The following is a 15799-nucleotide window of genomic DNA, read 5'->3' as shown; positions in this document are numbered from 1 at the left end:
TGGGCGGGCTGGTGGATTGGGCCGGGTGGCGGTGCCTACCGGGTTTGCAGGGCCGCGGCGCGTCCGGACTGCGGTTCCGGCAGCGCCCGGTAGGTGAAGCGCCCGCCGACGGCGGTGGCGAGGACTTCGAGTCCATCGATCCGCTCCGCGGTCAACGGCGAACCGGAAAGCACGGTGAAGTCCGCGAGCTTCCCCGGCTCCAGGGAGCCCTTTTGGTGCGCGGCCCCGGTGGCCGCTGCAGCCCCGGTGGTGTACGCCGCGAGCGCCTGGTGGGGGCTCAGGCATTCTGCGGGGTCGCCGAAGAGCGCCCCGGAGGAGGTGCGCCGGTCCACAAACGCCTGCATGCCGCGCAAGACGTTACCGTCGGCCACGGGCCGGTCCGAGCTTCCGGCGAGGGTCACCCCGGCCGCGAGGAAGGACGACGCCCGGTAGGTCCAGCCGAGGCGGTCGGGACCCAAGGATGCCGTCATGCCGTCGCCGCCGTCGTGGAAGAAGCTGGCCTGCGGCGTCACCGCGATCGCAGCCGCGGCCAGCCGCTCGAGCTGGTCCGGCCGGGTCATCGAGGCGTGCTCGATCCGGTTCGGCACCGCGCGCGGCCCGTAGTGGCGTTCGCAGCCGGCGATGATGTCGATGGCCAGGTCGACGGCCCGGTCCCCGATGGCGTGCGCGGCGATGGACCAGCCCGCGGCGTAGGCGGCCTCGATCTCGGCGCGGAGCTGTTCCGGATCGGCCTGGAAGTAGCCCACGTTGCCAGCGTTGTTCTTGTGGCCGTGGCTGCAGAACTCCTGGCTAACCGCCGCGGTTTCCCCCAGCAGCGAACCGTCCAGGAAGACCTTCGCCGGTCCCAGCGAGAGGAAGTCGCCGCCGAAGCCCGTGGCGATGCCCAGGTCCAGTCCGGCCGGAACCGTTCCGGGGAAATCCTGGCCGTGGGCGGCGACCGGATGCAGCATCTCCAGGACCGGCATCAGCTGGGCGCGGGCATGCAGCCGGCCGTTGGCCGCCGCCCGCTGATAGGCGGCGAGTTCCACCGGGCTGTGGCCGATCCAGCCGCCGCCGATGCCGGCCTCGGTGAAGCTGGTGATGCCCTCCGACGCGTAGTGCCGGGTGGCCCGGTCGAGCGCCGTCTCGAGGTCGGCGACCGGATAGGGCAGGATGAGCTGCTGGATCAGCTGCTGGGCGGTCTCCTCCACCAGCCCGGTGGGCTTCCCGGCGCTGTCACGGACAATCACGCCGCCGTCGGGGTCGGGGAAGGACGCCGCGTCTGCCCCGGCCAGCCGAAGGGCTGCGGTGTTCACCACCGCCATGTGACCGGAGTTATGGCGCATCAGCAGGGGCCGCCCGCCGGTGATCCGGTCCAGCACGTCGATGTCCGGGAACTCGCCGCCGTGGTGCTGTTGGTTGAACCCGGTGGCCAGCAGCCAGGCGGCCGTCCCGGAAGACGCTGGCTGCGCGGCGCTCTCCGCCTCCAGCAGCGCGTAAAGCTGGGTCAGGCCGCGCACGCCGGACACGTCCAGCTCACCCAGGCCCAGCCCGAACCAGGCGGTGTGGCAGTGCGCGTCGATGAAGCCTGGCGTCACCGTGGCGCCGTTGAGATCCAGGACCTCGGCGGCGTCCAGCCCCTCCACTTCCTCATCCAGGCCCACGACGCGTCCCTGCCAGACGCCTAGGCGTGTGGCCGCGGGCCGCAACGGGTCCATGGTGATGATGTCCGCGTTTTTGAGCAGCAAGTCGAGTTTCATGTGTGGTGCGCTTTCAGCGGTGGGAGGTGGTGACGGACTTGATCCGGGTGTAGTTCTCCAGCCCGAAGACGGAGAGGTCCTTGCCGGTACCCGAATGCTTGAAGCCGCCGTGCGGGGCTTCGGCGGGGATCACCTGGTGGCAGTTGATCCAGACCGAACCGAAGTCGAGGTCGTTGGCGACCCGGGTCACGACGCCGTGGTTGTTGGACCAGACACTGGAGGCCAGTGCGTACTTGGTGCCGTTCGCGAGCTCCAGCGCTTCCTGTTCATCGGCGAAGGGCTGCACGGTGACCACCGGCCCAAAGATTTCTTCCGCGACGACCTCGTCGGACTGGGCCACCCCGTCGATCACCGTCGGGGCAAAGTGGAACCCGACGCCGGTCCGCTTGCCACCTGTGAGCACGCGCGCGTTTGCTGGCAGTCGGGCCATGAACCCCTCTACCCGGTCCAGCTGTGCAGCGCTGTTGAGCGGCCCGAGGTCCGCGGCGTCTCCGCCCACGGTCAGCCCGGCTGCCGCTGCCGCGAGCGCCTGGGCGAACTCGGCGTGGATGTTTTCCTCCACCAGCACCCGGGTCACGGCCGTGCAGTCCTGCCCGGCGTTGAAGAACGCGCCAAGCGCGATCTCCTGCGCGGTCTGCGCAATGTCGACGTCGGCGAACACGATGGCGGGAGCCTTCCCGCCAAGTTCCAGGTGAACGTCTTTGAGCGTCGCGGCGGCGGCAGACATGACCTGGGCGCCGGCGCGCGTGGAGCCGGTGATGGAGACGAGCTCGGGAATCTCGTGGTCCACCATCACGGCGCCCGTGTCCCGGCCGCCGCAGATCACGTTCACGACCCCGGCCGGATAGACCTGCTGGGCCAGCTCCGCCAGGATAACCGTGGACCAGGGGGTGGTGTCCGCAGGCTTGAGCACAACGGTGTTGCCGGCCGCCAGGGCCGGCCCGAGCTTCCAGATGGCCATCATAAAGGGGTAGTTCCAGGGCGTGATCTGGGCGACCACACCCAGCGGCTCCCGGCGCACCGTCGAGGAGAAGCCGGTGACGTACTCGGTCTGCGCCGTGCCCGAGACCACGCGGCAGGCGCCGGCGAAGAAGCGCAATTGGTCCGCGCCGCGCAAGATCTCGATGCTGCGGGTCACGGCAGCGGGCTTCCCGGTGCAGGCCACCTCGGCCGCCAGCAACCGGTCCGCATTGGCTTCGACCAGGTCCGCGAGCGCAAGCATCATGGCCTGCCGCTCGGCGGGGGTGGTCCTTTTGTAGCTGCGAAATGCGGCCTGCGCGGCGGCGAAGGCACGGTCCACCGTGGCGGCGTCGCTGTCCGGGGCGGTTCCGAGCTGCTCGCCGGTGCGCGGATCGTAAAACGGCAGGGTCGCAGCGTCGGCGCCTCCGCCGTCGGCCGCCCCATTGATGACGTTCCTGAGCGTAATCACGTGGGCTCCAGTCAGTTGCTTGCAGTCTTGGGTGAGCGGACGGCCGGATCCTGCGGCAGGTGCAGGACGGCGGGCACGCCGGACTCAACCGCGCGGCGGAAAGCAGGGGCGAAGTCCGCCGCGGAGTCCACGCGTTCGCCGTACCCGCCGTAGGACCGGGCCAAGGCGGCGAAGTCCGGGTTGGCCATGTGCGTCCCGGAGGGCCGTCCCGGGTAGTGGTGCTCCTGGTGTTCGCGGATTGTGGCGAAGATGCCGTTGTCCACCACCAGCGCAACGAAACGCGCTCCGTGGCCCATGGCGGTGGCGATTTCTTGGCCGTTCATGAGGAAACAGCCGTCGCCCGCGACGGAGATGACCTGACGGCCGGGATAGGCCAGCGAGGCCGCCACCGCGGCGGGGATGCCCATTCCCATGGCGCCATTGCGAGGCGCCGCGAGCGAGTTCGCCGCGTTGTGCCGCAGGTAGCGTGCCGCCCACAGCGAGTGGTTGCCGGCGCCGTAGGTGATGACGGCGTCGTCGTCCATCTCCTGCTTCAGTACTTCCATGACGACGTTGAGGTCGACATACCTTGCATCCGCCCCGCCGCTTTCCGGCTGGGCTGTGGAGAAGTTTTCGTAGTCCGCGCGTGCCTCGGCGAGCCAGCCCGCGGCAGGGTGCACCGCCGGCGCGGTGCCGGCGAGCGCCGCAGCGAAGGCGGCAACGTGGGCCTGGAGATGCTGGTCCACCCGGCCGAAGTGCCCCTTGAGGTCGGCGTCGGGGTTGACGACGACGGTGACGGCGTCCAGGCCCCGGGTGTAGCCGTCGGACAGCACGTCGGAGCGGACACAGCCCACGAAGAGCAACAGGTCAGCGGCGTCCAGGCGGCGGGCGTTGGCGTCGCTGCGGGCGTAACCGAGGTAGCCGGCGTAACTGCCGCTGTCGTGGGGAACCGCATCGTAGGCGCGGAAGTCGGCCAGCACCGGTATCCCGTGGCGTTCCGCCCAGCCGGCCAGGGCCTCCGATGACGCCTGGTCCCAGCCCTCGCCGCCCACCACCACGAGGGGCCTCGTGCAGGCCGCGAGGCGCTCTTCCAACTCCGCCAGTCCGGCGCCGGTGGCCTCGGTCCGGGCCACCCGCCGGGGTTCGACCGTGCCCGAGTCCACGGTGTGCACCAAGACATCCTCGGGCAGTCCGATCACCACCGGTCCCGGCCGACCGCTGAGTGCGGTGAAGATGGCGTCGTCAACGACGCGGGCGGCGGATGCGGCGTCGTCGAGGGTCACAACCTTCTTGGCAGTGCTGCCGAACCAGGCATTAATGTCGAATTCCTGGAACGATTCCCGGCCCCTGTCCGCGACCGGGATGAGGCCGACAAAGAGGATCAGCGGGGTGGCATCCTGGTGCGCCGTGTGGATGGCGATGAAGGCGTTGGCGGCCCCCGGCCCGCGCGTGACCATGGCCACGCCGGGCAGTTCGGTCAGCCGTCCCTCGGCCACCGCCATGAACCCGGCGCCGCCTTCGTGGCGGGTCACAACGGTTTCGATCGAGGAATCGTGCAGCCCGTCCAGGACATCCAGAAAACTTTCGCCCGGAACGCCGTAGACCCTCCGGACCCCGGCCCGTTCCAGCTGCGCGACGATCAGGTGACCGGCGGTGGTGCTCAATGCTTCATTCCCTCTTCCTCGATGCTCAGCGAGGGGAGCAGCAGTCCGGAGAGCGCGGTCAGTGCGGAGACGACCAGCAGGATGATGGCGCCCGGCCAGAAGGAGTTGCCGGCGGCGGCAACGAGCGCCGTGGCAAACAGCGGGATGAAGCCGGAGATCACGCCGGCGCTGTTGGAGGTGATCGCCACACCCGTGTACCGGACCTTCGTGGCGAACAGCGCGGTCAGGGCGGTGCCGGACACGGCGTACGGGATCGACAGGGTGGCCACGCCGACGATCATGGCGAGGATTACGAGTGCCGGGACGGCGGTGTTGATGGCCAGGAAGACGGGGATTGCGACGACGGCCGAAGCCACGCCGCCCCACAGGATGACCTTGCTGGCGCCGTACTTTTCGCCCATCCGGCCGGCCCAGATCAGGAAGAAGATTTCGACCACGGCAGCGAGCAGCGACCCGGCCAGCAGGACCTCGGAGGGCATCTTCAGGATCTTGGTGCCGTAGAAGACGACGAAACTGGTGATGAGGTAGAACCCGCCAATGCCGAGCAGCGCCGAGCACATGCCCACGAGGATCTGGCGCCAGCTCTTGGTCAGCACGCCGCGGATGGGAGCATGCTCGGTTTCGCCGGCCTCCATCAAGGCTTCGAACTCCGGGGATTCGCTGAGCTTGCTGCGGATCCACAGGGAGATGGCCAGCAGCGGCAGGGCCGCCACGAACGGAATCCGCCAGCCCCAGGCGTCGAAGTTGCTCTGGCCGACCAGGGCGAGCATCCCGAAGAATCCGCCGGAGGACAGGATGGTGCCGATCGGGGAGCCGATCTGCGGGAGCGCCGCGTACCGCGCCCGCTTGGCCACGGGCGCGTTTTCGACGGCAATAATCACCGCGCCGCTCCATTCGCCGCCGACCGCGAGGCCCTGCAGGATGCGCAGTGCCACGAGGATCGCCGGGGCGGCCGCACCGATCGTCATGTAGTTCGGCAGCACGCCGATCAGTCCGGTGACCACGCCGATCCCGACGATGGTGACCATCAGGATTTTCTTGCGCCCGATCTTGTCACCCAGCGCGCCGAAGATGAAGCCGCCGATTGGCCGGGCGACGAAGCCTACGGCCAGGGTGGCGAAGGAGCTCATGGCCGCGACGAACGGGTCCTGCGAGACGAAGTACTGGGTGTTGAACACCAGCGCGGCGGCGGTGGTGAACAGGAAGAAGTCGTACCACTCCAAGGCGGTGCCCACCAGGGCTGCGAGCGCGACTTTCTTGGTTACGCTCTCGTCGACGATGCGGGGCGGCTGCGGGTTCAGCTGCGCGGTGGCGTTGCTTGCCATAATGTCTCCAAATAATGCGGAATGGATGGGAATCAGCCGGCGGGCCGGCTGGGAGGGTCTGCACTGACTCCGGTGACTGCGGCGACTTGGCAATGTGATTGCGGTCACCCGATTACTCTTCGCCCATTCTGCCAGCACAATTCGCCCAAAAAACTAGCTGCACACCACGCAAATCCATGCGTAAAATGTGCGAATGCACAATTTTCATGCGCCGGGCGATTCCCTGCGCTGGGCTGAACTGGTGGAGCTCCTGCACGGGAAGATCGACGCCCTGGCCGAGGCTTTCGCCGCCAGGGTTCTCGAGATTCCCGAATACGCCGACAACCAGCTCGGCCCCGGTGACCTTGAAGCCACCGCCCGGGAAACTTTCAGGAGGCTGGTCGACGGCCTGCGCGGCAGGAAACAGCATCGGCTGACCGGGGACGAGGCCGGCCCGGAGCCGGAGATGGAATCGCTGCTCGGGTTCGCCGCCGGCCTCGGGGCCAAGCGGGCCCGCGCCGGCATTCCGCCTGAGGCACTGATCTCCGCCGTGCGGCTCGACTTCAGCATCATCTGGGAGTGCCTGCTCCAGATCGCCGACGCCCGGGATGCGGCCCTGCTGGCCTCCCGGGTGGACAGGGTCTGGCGAGTGGTGGACGAATTCGCCACCCGCACGCACACCAGCTACCTGACCGAGCGGGTGCGGATGGCGCAGGAGGAATCCAGCATCCGCCGCGAGTTCATTGCCCGGCTCTTTAACCAGTCCAGTCCCTCCGCGGAAACGGTGAGCCAGGTTGCCGCCGCCCTCGGAGTGGACGCAGCCGCCCACTTTGGCCTCGCGGCGGCCAGCGGCGACGCAGCCGTGGCGCTGCGGAAAGCCGCGGCCGGGCCCGGATCCGGACCCGGCCACCGGAGCCGCTTCTTCGTCCACGAATTCGGTGGCAACACCTACGCGTTCTGGCCAATCGCTGCGCACCGGGACCCGCCCCGGCCACCCATGCCCGCCGCGCTGACGGGCGTCCCGTGTGGCTACGTTCCGGAGGCCGCCGGGCTCCGGGCCCTGCCGGTCGCGGCCCGCACGGCCGAAAGCCTCGCCTCGCTGCTGCGGCCCACGGACTCAGGGCCGCTCTCCGCCGAGGCAGCCTGGGCACGGCTGGCCAAACAACAGCTGGACGACGCCGGCCTCGACCTGCTGGCGGACCTGGACGCGGCGCTGTCCTCGTGCCGCGGCGGGGAACGGGAGCGCCTGGAAGAGACAGTCCGGCACTACCTTTCGACTGGAAGCGTCACGGCCACGGCGCAGCAGTTGTTCTGCCACCGCAACACGATCCTCAACCGGATCAGCCGGTTCCAGGAGCTGACCGGGCTGGACCTGGCCGTGCCCGCCCAGGCGGCCCGCCTGGTGGTTGCCTGGGCCTGATCCGGAGCGGCGGCCCCGGCGGAGGCTTGGGCCCGCCGACCACGCCCGGGGAACGCGGATGGGGTAGAACTTAACCATGAACGTTCGCACTCCCGACCCCAATCCCGGCTGGCTTTCCGACGACGATCTGTTTGAAGCCCGCGGCCGGCTTCCCATGGTTTACGTCGAGGCTGTGCCGGTCCGGCTTGACCCGCTCGGGTTTGTGAACGAGGTCGGCACCCTGCTGCAGGCCGAAGCCGACGGCACCATGGTCCGCTCCCTGGTGTCGGGCCGGGTGCTGTACCGCGAGACCATCCGGGCCGCCCTGCTGCGCCACATGGAAAAGGACCTCGGCCCGCTCGCCTTCCCGCAGCTGCCAATCAGCCCCGTCCCCTTCACGGTGGCCGAATACTTCCCCTCCCCGTCGCACACCGGGTTCACCGACGACCGGCAGCACGCCGTTGCGCTGGCCTACGTCATCCCCGTCACCGGCGAATGCTCACCGCGCCAGGACGCCCTGGAACTGACCTGGATGACCCCGGAGGAAGTGATGAGCTCGGACGTGCAGCTGGAGTTCAGCGGCGGCCGCGGCGCCCTGATCCGGCAGGCGCTGGCGTTCGCCGGCGTCGGCCACTAGGGGCCTCCGCTCCCAGGCAGCTGGACCGCCCGGGGCACCCGGGCTGCCCCCGGCGTCCCCGATTTCGCGCGCCGGTCTTTGTAGACTGTTCAGCGGACCGAAAGAGAAGTTAAGGACTCCAGATGACCCACCCCACAGCCTCACTGAACTACAGCGAACGGCAGGCGGGATCTCTGCAGACCGGGGATCTGCTGCTCCTGCCGGACGCCGTGCGCACTGCCGAAATCCAGCGCGTCGACGTCGACACCGACGATTTCGGCTCCCCCGCGATCGTGCGCGCCACCCTCACCGGCGGCGGCATGCTGCGGATCGCCGCCGGCTCCGTGGTCCTGGTCCGGGACGCCGCGCCGGAGGCCTTCGTGCCCTCCCCCGCCGATGACGCCGGCCGGCCGTCCGGCGATGCTCCCGAGACGGCGGCCGGCGAACCCGCCGCTCCTTCCGCCGACGACGGCGGCCCGGACCTGCAGCTGGTCCAGCCCCGCACCGCGGAGGACGGCAGCCCGACGGCGGCTTCCGCCGTCGTCGTTCCTCCCCTGCCCGTGGCCCCGCCGGCCGCCAGCGGTCCCAGCGAAGCGGACCTGGCCCTGATCCCGGTTGCCGAGGGGACCCCCGAATCCGTCGTGGCGGCCGCGGCTGAGGCCCACCCCGATGCGCTGGGCGTGCTGCTGCTCAGCGACCGGCTGGTCAAGGGCATCAACACCAAGTCCGGCAGCTGCCTCAAGGATCTCAGCGACCTGGCCCACGAGCTGTTCGTGGTGCTCAAGGACGCCGACAACGCCCTCGCCGTGGCGGACCTGCTTAACGTGTTGCCCTTCGACGGGAACCCCGGCCGCTGGGCTTCAGTGGAGGCGTCCCTCGCGCTGGCCAGCTACATCTGCCGGCAGCGCGGCGAAGAGGACCGCGCGGCGGTCTACGAAAAGTTCCTCCGGGCGCCGGACGCGATGGAAACGGACCCGTTCAAGGCCCGGATCAACGCCAAGGTCCGCCAGCGCTCCCTGAACGAACCGAACCTGTACGACAAGGAAATTTTCCGCGCCATCGACAGTTCCAACCCGGACGCGGAACGTGAATGGCGGCTGCTCCGGCTCGAGGCGCTCCTCTTCCTGCGCGCCCACGGCGGCTCGCAGACCATCGGCGGAGCAGAACTGGAACGCCGCATCGGCAACGAACTCGAGTCCGTCCGCGGCTGACCCGGCCGCGGGGTTCGGCACGCGGCCCGGCCGCGGGCCGCGGACGTTCGGCCCTACCCCGGTGCGCCCGGCCGCGGTAAATTCACCCTCATGACGAACAATCTCAGCGTGGTGATCAACTCTGACGCGCCGCAGGTCTGGACGATGTTGCGCGAACCCGCGAAGGTGGCGCAGTGGCACGGCTGGGAGGCCGAGGACCAGGCCGCCGAGATCAACGCGATCTACTTCAGCCCCAACGTGGTCGAGAGCGCGGACCACACCTCCCTCGTCGTCGACGGCGGCGACATCTTCACCCTCAAACCGGTCCCCGCCGGCACGGAAGTCAGTGTGACGCGCGCAGCGATCGACCACAACTCGGAGTGGGCGGCCTGGGACGAGGACATTACCCAGGGCTGGCTGACCTTCCTGCACCAGCTCCGCTTCGCGCTGGAGCGGCACCCGCACGGCAAACGGCGGACGTTCTTCTTCTCGGTGCCCGGCACCGAGGGCTCCGCGATCGACAAGCTGGGCCTGTCCAAGGTGCCCGCCCCGGGCGAGCCGTATTCGCTCACCCTGGCCACCGGCGAGGAGATTGCCGGGAAGGTCTGGTTCCGGAGTAACCACCAGGTGGGCCTGACGGTCCACGGCTACGCCGAGCACGGCGACGGCCTGGTGATCGTGGCAGACCAGCCCGCCATCCCGGACGCCCGGCCCGACGGCGGCTCGCTGGTGATCGTCTCCACCTACGAGCTCGGGGCACACCAGCTGGAGTCCATCCGCGCCTACTGGGACAACTGGCGGGCTGAGAACTACCCCACATCGGAACCGCTGCACTGAGGGTTCCGCCGTGTTAGCTGGCACACTTGAACGGTGCCAGCGAATCCTGAACCCGCCCCCTCGTCCCCGCAGCCTGCCCGGCAATCCGAGTTTTCCTTCCGGGTGGGCAAACGCCTGAGCGAAACCTGCGCGCCGTCGGGCCCGCAGGTTGCAGCGAACGGCGGGGAGTTCCTGGGCCGCACCGGCACCATCACCTCCCCGCACGGCGAGATCCAGACCCCGGCGTTCATCGCCGTCGGCACCAAAGCCACGGTGAAGTCCGTGCTGCCCGAAGCCGTCGCCGACCTCGGCGCGCAGGCCGTACTGGCCAACGCGTACCACCTCTACCTGCAGCCCGGCGCGGACGTCCTGGACGAGGCCGGCGGGCTGGGCGCCTTCATGAACTGGCGCGGGCCCACGTTCACGGACTCCGGCGGCTTCCAGGTGATGAGCCTCGGCTCGGGGTTCAAGAAGGTCATCGATATGAAATCGGTGGACACGTCCGGCCCGGATGACGCCGTCGCCCCCGGCAAGGAGCGCCTGGCCCACGTTGACGAGGAGGGCGTGTGGTTCAAGAGCCACCTCAACGGCGACCGGCACCGCTTCAGCCCCGAGATCTCGATGAACGTCCAGCACCAGATCGGCGCCGACATCATGTTCGCCTTCGATGAGCTGACCACGCTGCAGAATTCCCGCGGCTACCAGGAGGAGTCCCTGGAACGCACCCGGCGCTGGGCCGAACGCTGCATCACCGAGCACTTCCGGCTCACCGAGGAGCGCGCCGGCAAGCCCTACCAGGCACTCTTCGGCGTCATCCAGGGCGCCCAGTACGAGGACCTGCGCCGCAAGGCCTGCCGTGACCTCGGGGGCATGAACTTCGACGGCTTCGGCATCGGCGGGGCACTGGAAAAGGAGAACCTGGGCACGATCGTGCGCTGGTGCAACGAGGAACTGCCGGAAAACAAGCCCCGGCACCTGCTGGGCATCTCCGAGCCGGATGACATCTTCACCGCGATCGAGAATGGCGCCGACACCTTCGACTGCGTCTCCCCCACCCGGGTGGCCCGGAACTCGGCGTTCTACCACCCCACCGGCCGGTACAACCTTTCGGGCGCCATGTACAAGCGCGACTTCGGCCCGCTGCAGGAAGGCTGCGACTGCTACGCCTGCCTGAACTACTCGCGGGCCTACATCCACCATCTGTTCAAGGCCAAGGAGATGGTGTCGGCCACCCTGATCTCTATCCACAACGAACGCTTCGTGGTGAAGATGGTCGACGACGCCCGCCTCGCCATCGAGGACGGCACCTTCTTCGAGTTCAAGGCCGAGACGCTGGCCCGGTACTACTCCTAGGCAGTTCGGCTAGGCTGGCCGGATGCTTATTGAGATCCCCGCCGCAGACGGCACCGCCGAGGCCCTGGTGGCCCGCCCCTCCACCGGCACGGGCCCGTTCCCGGGTGTCATCCTCTACATGGACGCCTTCGGCCTGCGCCCGCGCATCCAGGACATGGCGCAGCGCATCGCCGACTGGGGCTATGTGGTCCTGGCCCCGAACGTCTTCTACCGCGAAGGAACGGCGGCCGAACTGGCCCCGGACCTGGACATGACCACGCCGGAGGGCCGCGAGGCGGCGGGCGCGGCCGCCTTCCCGCGGGTCGGCCGCCTCACCACGGACAAAGCGCTGCCGGACATCGACGCGTGGCTGGCTGCCCTGGGCGGGCTCGACGGCGTTGCCCCCGGCCCGGTCGGCGTCACCGGCTACTGCATGGGTGCACGGCTTGCCGTCCGCACCGCAACCGCCCGCCCCGAGGCTGTGGCCGCCTGCGGCGGTTTCCATGGCGGCGGCCTGGCCACCGACGAGCCGGACAGCCCCCACCTGGGACTCGGCAACGCCCGCGCCCGGTTCGTCTTCGGCCACGCGGACCACGACCGGAGCATGGATCGGGACGCCGTTGCGCGGCTGGGCCAGGCCCTGGACGAGGCCGGCCTGAAGGCTGCCAACGAGATCTACGCGGGGGCACCCCACGGCTATTCGATGGCGGACACCTCCGCGTTCCACCCGGAGGCCACGGAACGGCACTTCCGCGAGCTCCGCGACCTCCTCGACGGGACGCTCAAGGCCTGACGCAGGGCCCGGCCTTGGCCTCGCGGCTTCGCCGGTTACTGGCGAGCTGCGGAGCTAGACCGCTCCGTAGCTCGGTTCGCGCTTTTTGACCCAACCGATCGCGAGCGAGGTCAGCGGGACGAAGGCGAACTCCACGAGGGTCTTGTAGAGGAAGCCCACCAGGACGTAGTTCACGAACATCGCGGCGTCGGTAATGCCGATCACGGACGCGGCGATGCTGCAGAAGATCAGCGTGTCCACGAATTCGCCCGCCACGGAGGACCCCATGATGCGGGCCCAGAGGGATTTCTCCCCGGTCCGGGCCTTCATCTTCACCATGATCCAGGAGTTGATCGTCTGGCCGGCGAGGAAGGCCAGCAGTGAGGCGAGCACGATCTGCGGGACCGGGCCCAGGGCGCCCTCCAGCGCGGACTGCTTGGCGGCGCCGTATTCGTCGCCGAAGCCGGGCAGCGCGATGATGATCCAGTAGCAGAGGGACGCGAACACGGACAGCGCGAAGGTGGTGATGATGGCCTTGCGCGCCACCTTGAAGCCGTAGACCTCGCTGATGACGTCACCCAGGATGTAGGCCAGCGGGAAGAGGAAGAACCCACCGTCGGTGATGATCGGGCCGATGGCCACGCCCTTCGACGCCCCGATGTTGGACAGGATCAGCACCACGGCCATGACGGCCAGCATGATGCCGAAATAGGGGGATCCGATCGAGGCGAACTTCGGCGGGGACGCGGCCGGGAAGGTCTTGGCGGAAGTCATGGGTATTCCATTCATAGTGGTTCGCTCGGCAGCCCGGGACGCGTGCACGCGCCCGGGGCGCCGGCTGTATTAGCACTGGAGGGTTCCTGCGGCACGGGGCCCGGAACCGCCTCTATTCTCCCACCTGCGTGGCTCCCCCAAGGCGCCCTCCCCGGCAGCCGCAGCACCGGTGTTAACGACGACGGCGGGCCGCCGGGTCCGGACCGAAGTCCGGAAGCCGGCAGCCCGCCGTCGTCCGTGGTGCGGGAAACCCTAGCGGCGCGAGGCGTCGACGAGGTCCTTGCCGTCGTCCTCGCGGGCCGCGGCGGGCTCCCAGGCGTGGCCCTGCTCGTGGTCCAGGTGCGTGGACTTCTTGTTCTTCAGCGCGAAGATGTAGACCAGCAGGGAGATGCCGATGGCCACCGTGACGTAGGTGAAGAACAGCTCTTCCTGGCCGGCCTTCTGCAGCGCCGCGCCGATCAGCGGAACGGTGCCGCCGAAGAGTGAGTTGGCGATCGCGTAGCCCAGCCCGACGCCGAGGGCGCGGATGGACGCGGGGAACAGCTCGGCCTTTACCAGGGCGTTGATCGAGGTGTAGCCGCCCACGATCAGCAGGCCGCCCATCATCAGCAGGAACGCCGTGAGCGGATCCTTGGTGCCGGCCAGGGTGGAGAGCAGCGGCCAGGTGAACAGGACGCCGGTGATGCCGAACCAGAGCAGCAGCGGCTTGCGGCCCACCTTGTCCGAGATGATGCCGTAGACCGGCTGGAGCAGCATGAAGATGAACAGCGCCCAGAAGTTGATCACCGAGGTGTCGGTCTTGGCGATGCCCGAGGTGTCATTCATGAACTTCAAGATGAAGTTGGTGTACGTGTAGAACGCCACGGTGCCGCCGAGCGTGATGCCGATGCAGATCATCAGCGGCTTCCAGTAGCTCGTGAAGAGCAGCTTCATGGTGCCCGGCTGCGCCTGACCGGGGACCGCGGGGGCCTTGGCCGCCTCGATCTGTTCTGCCGAGACGGTCTCCTCCATGGAGCGCCGCAGCCACAGGACCACCAGGGCCGCGACGCCGCCGATCGCGAACGGGATCCGCCAGCCCCACTCGCCCAGGTCGGCCTTGGGCATCACGTTCTGCAGGATGACCAGGACCAGCAGGGCCAGCATCTGGCCGCCGATCAGCGTGACGTACTGGAAGCTGGAGAAGAAGCCGCGGCGCTTGCTGGTGGCGGCCTCGGACATGTAGGTGGCGCTGGTGCCGTACTCGCCGCCCACCGAGAAGCCCTGGATCACACGGATGAGGACCAGCAGGATCATGGCCCACAGGCCGATTTGCTGCTGCGTGGGCAGGATGGCGATGGCGAAGGAACCGGCGGACATCAGGGTCACGCTCAGCGTCAGGGCGGCCTTGCGGCCCTTGCGGTCCGCGTAGCGGCCAAAGAACCATGCACCGATGGGGCGCATCAGGAACGACGTCGAGAAGACGGCCATCGCCTCGAGGCCGGCCTGGAGGTCGTCCGTGGGATTGAAGAAGTGCGACTGGAAATACGCCGCAAAGACTGTGTAGACGTAGAGGTCGTACCACTCGACGAGGTTGCCGGCCGAGCCTTTGAGGATGTTGCCGACGGCCTTCCGGGTCTGGGCCGCTTCGGACAGTTGGGTGCTCATCAATGAACCTTCCTGGATCCGGCATCGCAAGAGAGCAACGCCGTCCGCCACCATATTCCCGGTGATCCGGAACACTCGGCTTTTGGTCATATTGGTCATACGCACAATGCGGCCGGTTTTCCGCGAGTGGCAGGATGGGTCCATGACTTCTTACGCCGTTCACAACGTGACCTCCGACGCCAGCGCCTACCCCGCCGTCGCCCTGACCATCGCCGGCTCCGAGGCCACCGGCGGCGCCGGCGCGCAGGCGGACCTGAAGACCTTCCAGGAGCTCGGCGTCTTCGGCATCGCGAACCTGACTTGCATCGTGTCCTTCGATCCGAAGGATAATTGGAACCACCGCTTCGTGGCCATCGACCAGCAGGTCATTGCCGACCAGTTGGAAGCGACGACGGCGGCGTACGGCGCCTCGTCCGGCGCGCCGTCGGTGATGGACACGGTGAAGATCGGCATGCTGGGCAGCCCCGCGACGATCTCCACCGTGGCGTCGGCGCTGGCTGACTCTGCTTTCCGGAACGTGGTGCTGGACCCGGTGCTGATCTGCAAGGGCCAGGAGCCGGGCCACGCCCTGGACACCGACCAGGCGCTCAAGGCGCAGATCCTGCCGCTGGCCACCTTTGTCACGCCGAACCACTTCGAGGCCGAGTCGCTCTCCGGGCTGGAGATCACCGACGTCGCCTCGCTCAAGGCTGCCGCCGTCCGCATTCATGAGCTCAGCGGCGCCGCGGTGCTGGCCAAGGGCGGCGTGCGCCTGGCCGGGCCCGACGCCGTCGACGTCTACTACGACGGCGAGACGCTGGAAGTCCTCTCCGCCCCGAAGGTGGGCGAGGTGGCCGTCTCCGGCGCCGGCTGCTCGCTGGCCGCCGCCGTGACCGCGGAGCTGGCCAAGGGCGCCACCCCGCTGGAGGCCGCCCGCACAGCAAAGGAGTTTGTCACCGCAGGTATCCGGAACCGGGTGGCCTCGGGAGCCCCGTTCGACGCGCTCTGGCAGGGCGGCCCGCGCTAGGCCTACCGAGGCGACGCTCCCTCACTTCTGGCCGCTACCCGCCGGACGCTCCCTCACCTCTGGCCGCTACCCGCCGGACGCTCCCTCACCTCTGGCCTCTGCCCGCCGGACGCTCCCTCACCTGCTGCGGGAGCG

At 68.8% G+C, this 15799-nt stretch carries 13 protein-coding genes; 7 read left to right on the top strand and 6 right to left on the bottom strand.

What is annotated here, in order from left to right; translation table 11 throughout:
• Positions 1–35: 35 nt before the first annotated feature.
• Genes AC1MED_RS03025 through AC1MED_RS03010 form a run of 4 tightly spaced genes read right to left on the bottom strand, consistent with a single transcriptional unit; the run spans position 36 to position 6136 of the window.
• Complete coding sequence (locus AC1MED_RS03025) at positions 36–1739, bottom strand: amidohydrolase (protein WP_479785364.1); 1704 nt, start codon at positions 1737–1739, stop codon at positions 36–38.
• Between the two features lie 13 nt (positions 1740–1752).
• A complete protein-coding gene (locus AC1MED_RS03020) occupies positions 1753–3168 on the bottom strand; it encodes an aldehyde dehydrogenase family protein (protein WP_479785363.1) in 1416 nt (471 codons plus the stop codon).
• An 11-nt stretch (positions 3169–3179) separates the two neighbouring features.
• Positions 3180–4811: a thiamine pyrophosphate-dependent enzyme gene (locus tag AC1MED_RS03015; protein ID WP_479785362.1), complete on the bottom strand. Its 1632-nt coding sequence runs from the start codon at positions 4809–4811 to the stop codon at positions 3180–3182.
• Positions 4808–6136, bottom strand: a complete 1329-nt coding sequence (locus tag AC1MED_RS03010; RefSeq protein ID WP_479785361.1) for an MFS transporter — start codon at positions 6134–6136, stop codon at positions 4808–4810. Before AC1MED_RS03010 ends, AC1MED_RS03015 begins: the two co-directional genes overlap by 4 nt.
• A 193-nt stretch (positions 6137–6329) precedes the next feature.
• Here AC1MED_RS03010 and AC1MED_RS03005 point away from each other — a divergent pair, with 193 nt between their 5' ends.
• From AC1MED_RS03005 to AC1MED_RS02980, 6 genes are all read left to right on the top strand, one after another.
• Positions 6330–7535 carry a helix-turn-helix domain-containing protein gene (locus tag AC1MED_RS03005; protein ID WP_479785360.1) on the top strand — a complete coding sequence of 402 codons (1206 nt, stop codon included), beginning with the start codon at positions 6330–6332 and terminating at the stop codon, positions 7533–7535.
• Positions 7536–7611: 76 nt separating this feature from the next.
• Positions 7612–8151 carry an NUDIX hydrolase family protein gene (locus AC1MED_RS03000; RefSeq protein WP_346960510.1) on the top strand — a complete coding sequence of 180 codons (540 nt, stop codon included), beginning with the start codon at positions 7612–7614 and terminating at the stop codon, positions 8149–8151.
• A gap of 122 nt (positions 8152–8273) precedes the next feature.
• Positions 8274–9341 (top strand): DUF6707 family protein, encoded by a 1068-nt coding sequence (locus AC1MED_RS02995; RefSeq protein ID WP_479785359.1) that lies wholly within the window; start codon positions 8274–8276, stop codon positions 9339–9341.
• 90 nt (positions 9342–9431) lie between these two features.
• On the top strand, positions 9432–10157 hold the full coding sequence (locus tag AC1MED_RS02990) for an SRPBCC family protein (RefSeq protein ID WP_479785358.1): 726 nt from the start codon (positions 9432–9434) through the stop codon (positions 10155–10157).
• A 33-nt stretch (positions 10158–10190) separates the two neighbouring features.
• Positions 10191–11489 (top strand): tRNA guanosine(34) transglycosylase Tgt, encoded by a 1299-nt coding sequence (gene tgt / locus AC1MED_RS02985; protein ID WP_479785357.1) that lies wholly within the window; start codon positions 10191–10193, stop codon positions 11487–11489.
• Positions 11490–11511: 22 nt separating this feature from the next.
• On the top strand, positions 11512–12261 hold the full coding sequence (locus tag AC1MED_RS02980; RefSeq protein WP_479785356.1) for a dienelactone hydrolase family protein: 750 nt from the start codon (positions 11512–11514) through the stop codon (positions 12259–12261).
• A 54-nt stretch (positions 12262–12315) separates the two neighbouring features.
• Here AC1MED_RS02980 and AC1MED_RS02975 read toward each other — a convergent pair whose 3' ends face one another.
• Positions 12316–13014, bottom strand: coding sequence for a queuosine precursor transporter (locus AC1MED_RS02975; protein WP_479785355.1), 699 nt, complete (start codon positions 13012–13014; stop codon positions 12316–12318).
• Positions 13015–13266: 252 nt separating this feature from the next.
• Positions 13267–14658, bottom strand: a complete 1392-nt coding sequence (locus AC1MED_RS02970; RefSeq protein ID WP_479785354.1) for an MFS transporter — start codon at positions 14656–14658, stop codon at positions 13267–13269.
• Positions 14659–14800: 142 nt separating this feature from the next.
• Here AC1MED_RS02970 and AC1MED_RS02965 point away from each other — a divergent pair, with 142 nt between their 5' ends.
• Positions 14801–15664, top strand: a complete 864-nt coding sequence (locus tag AC1MED_RS02965) for a hydroxymethylpyrimidine/phosphomethylpyrimidine kinase (protein ID WP_479785353.1) — start codon at positions 14801–14803, stop codon at positions 15662–15664.
• Positions 15665–15799 lie beyond the last annotated feature (135 nt).

The sequence above is a fragment of the Arthrobacter sp. BI5 genome (genome assembly GCF_056680065.1).
This window is presented reverse-complemented; position numbering and strand designations above follow the sequence as displayed.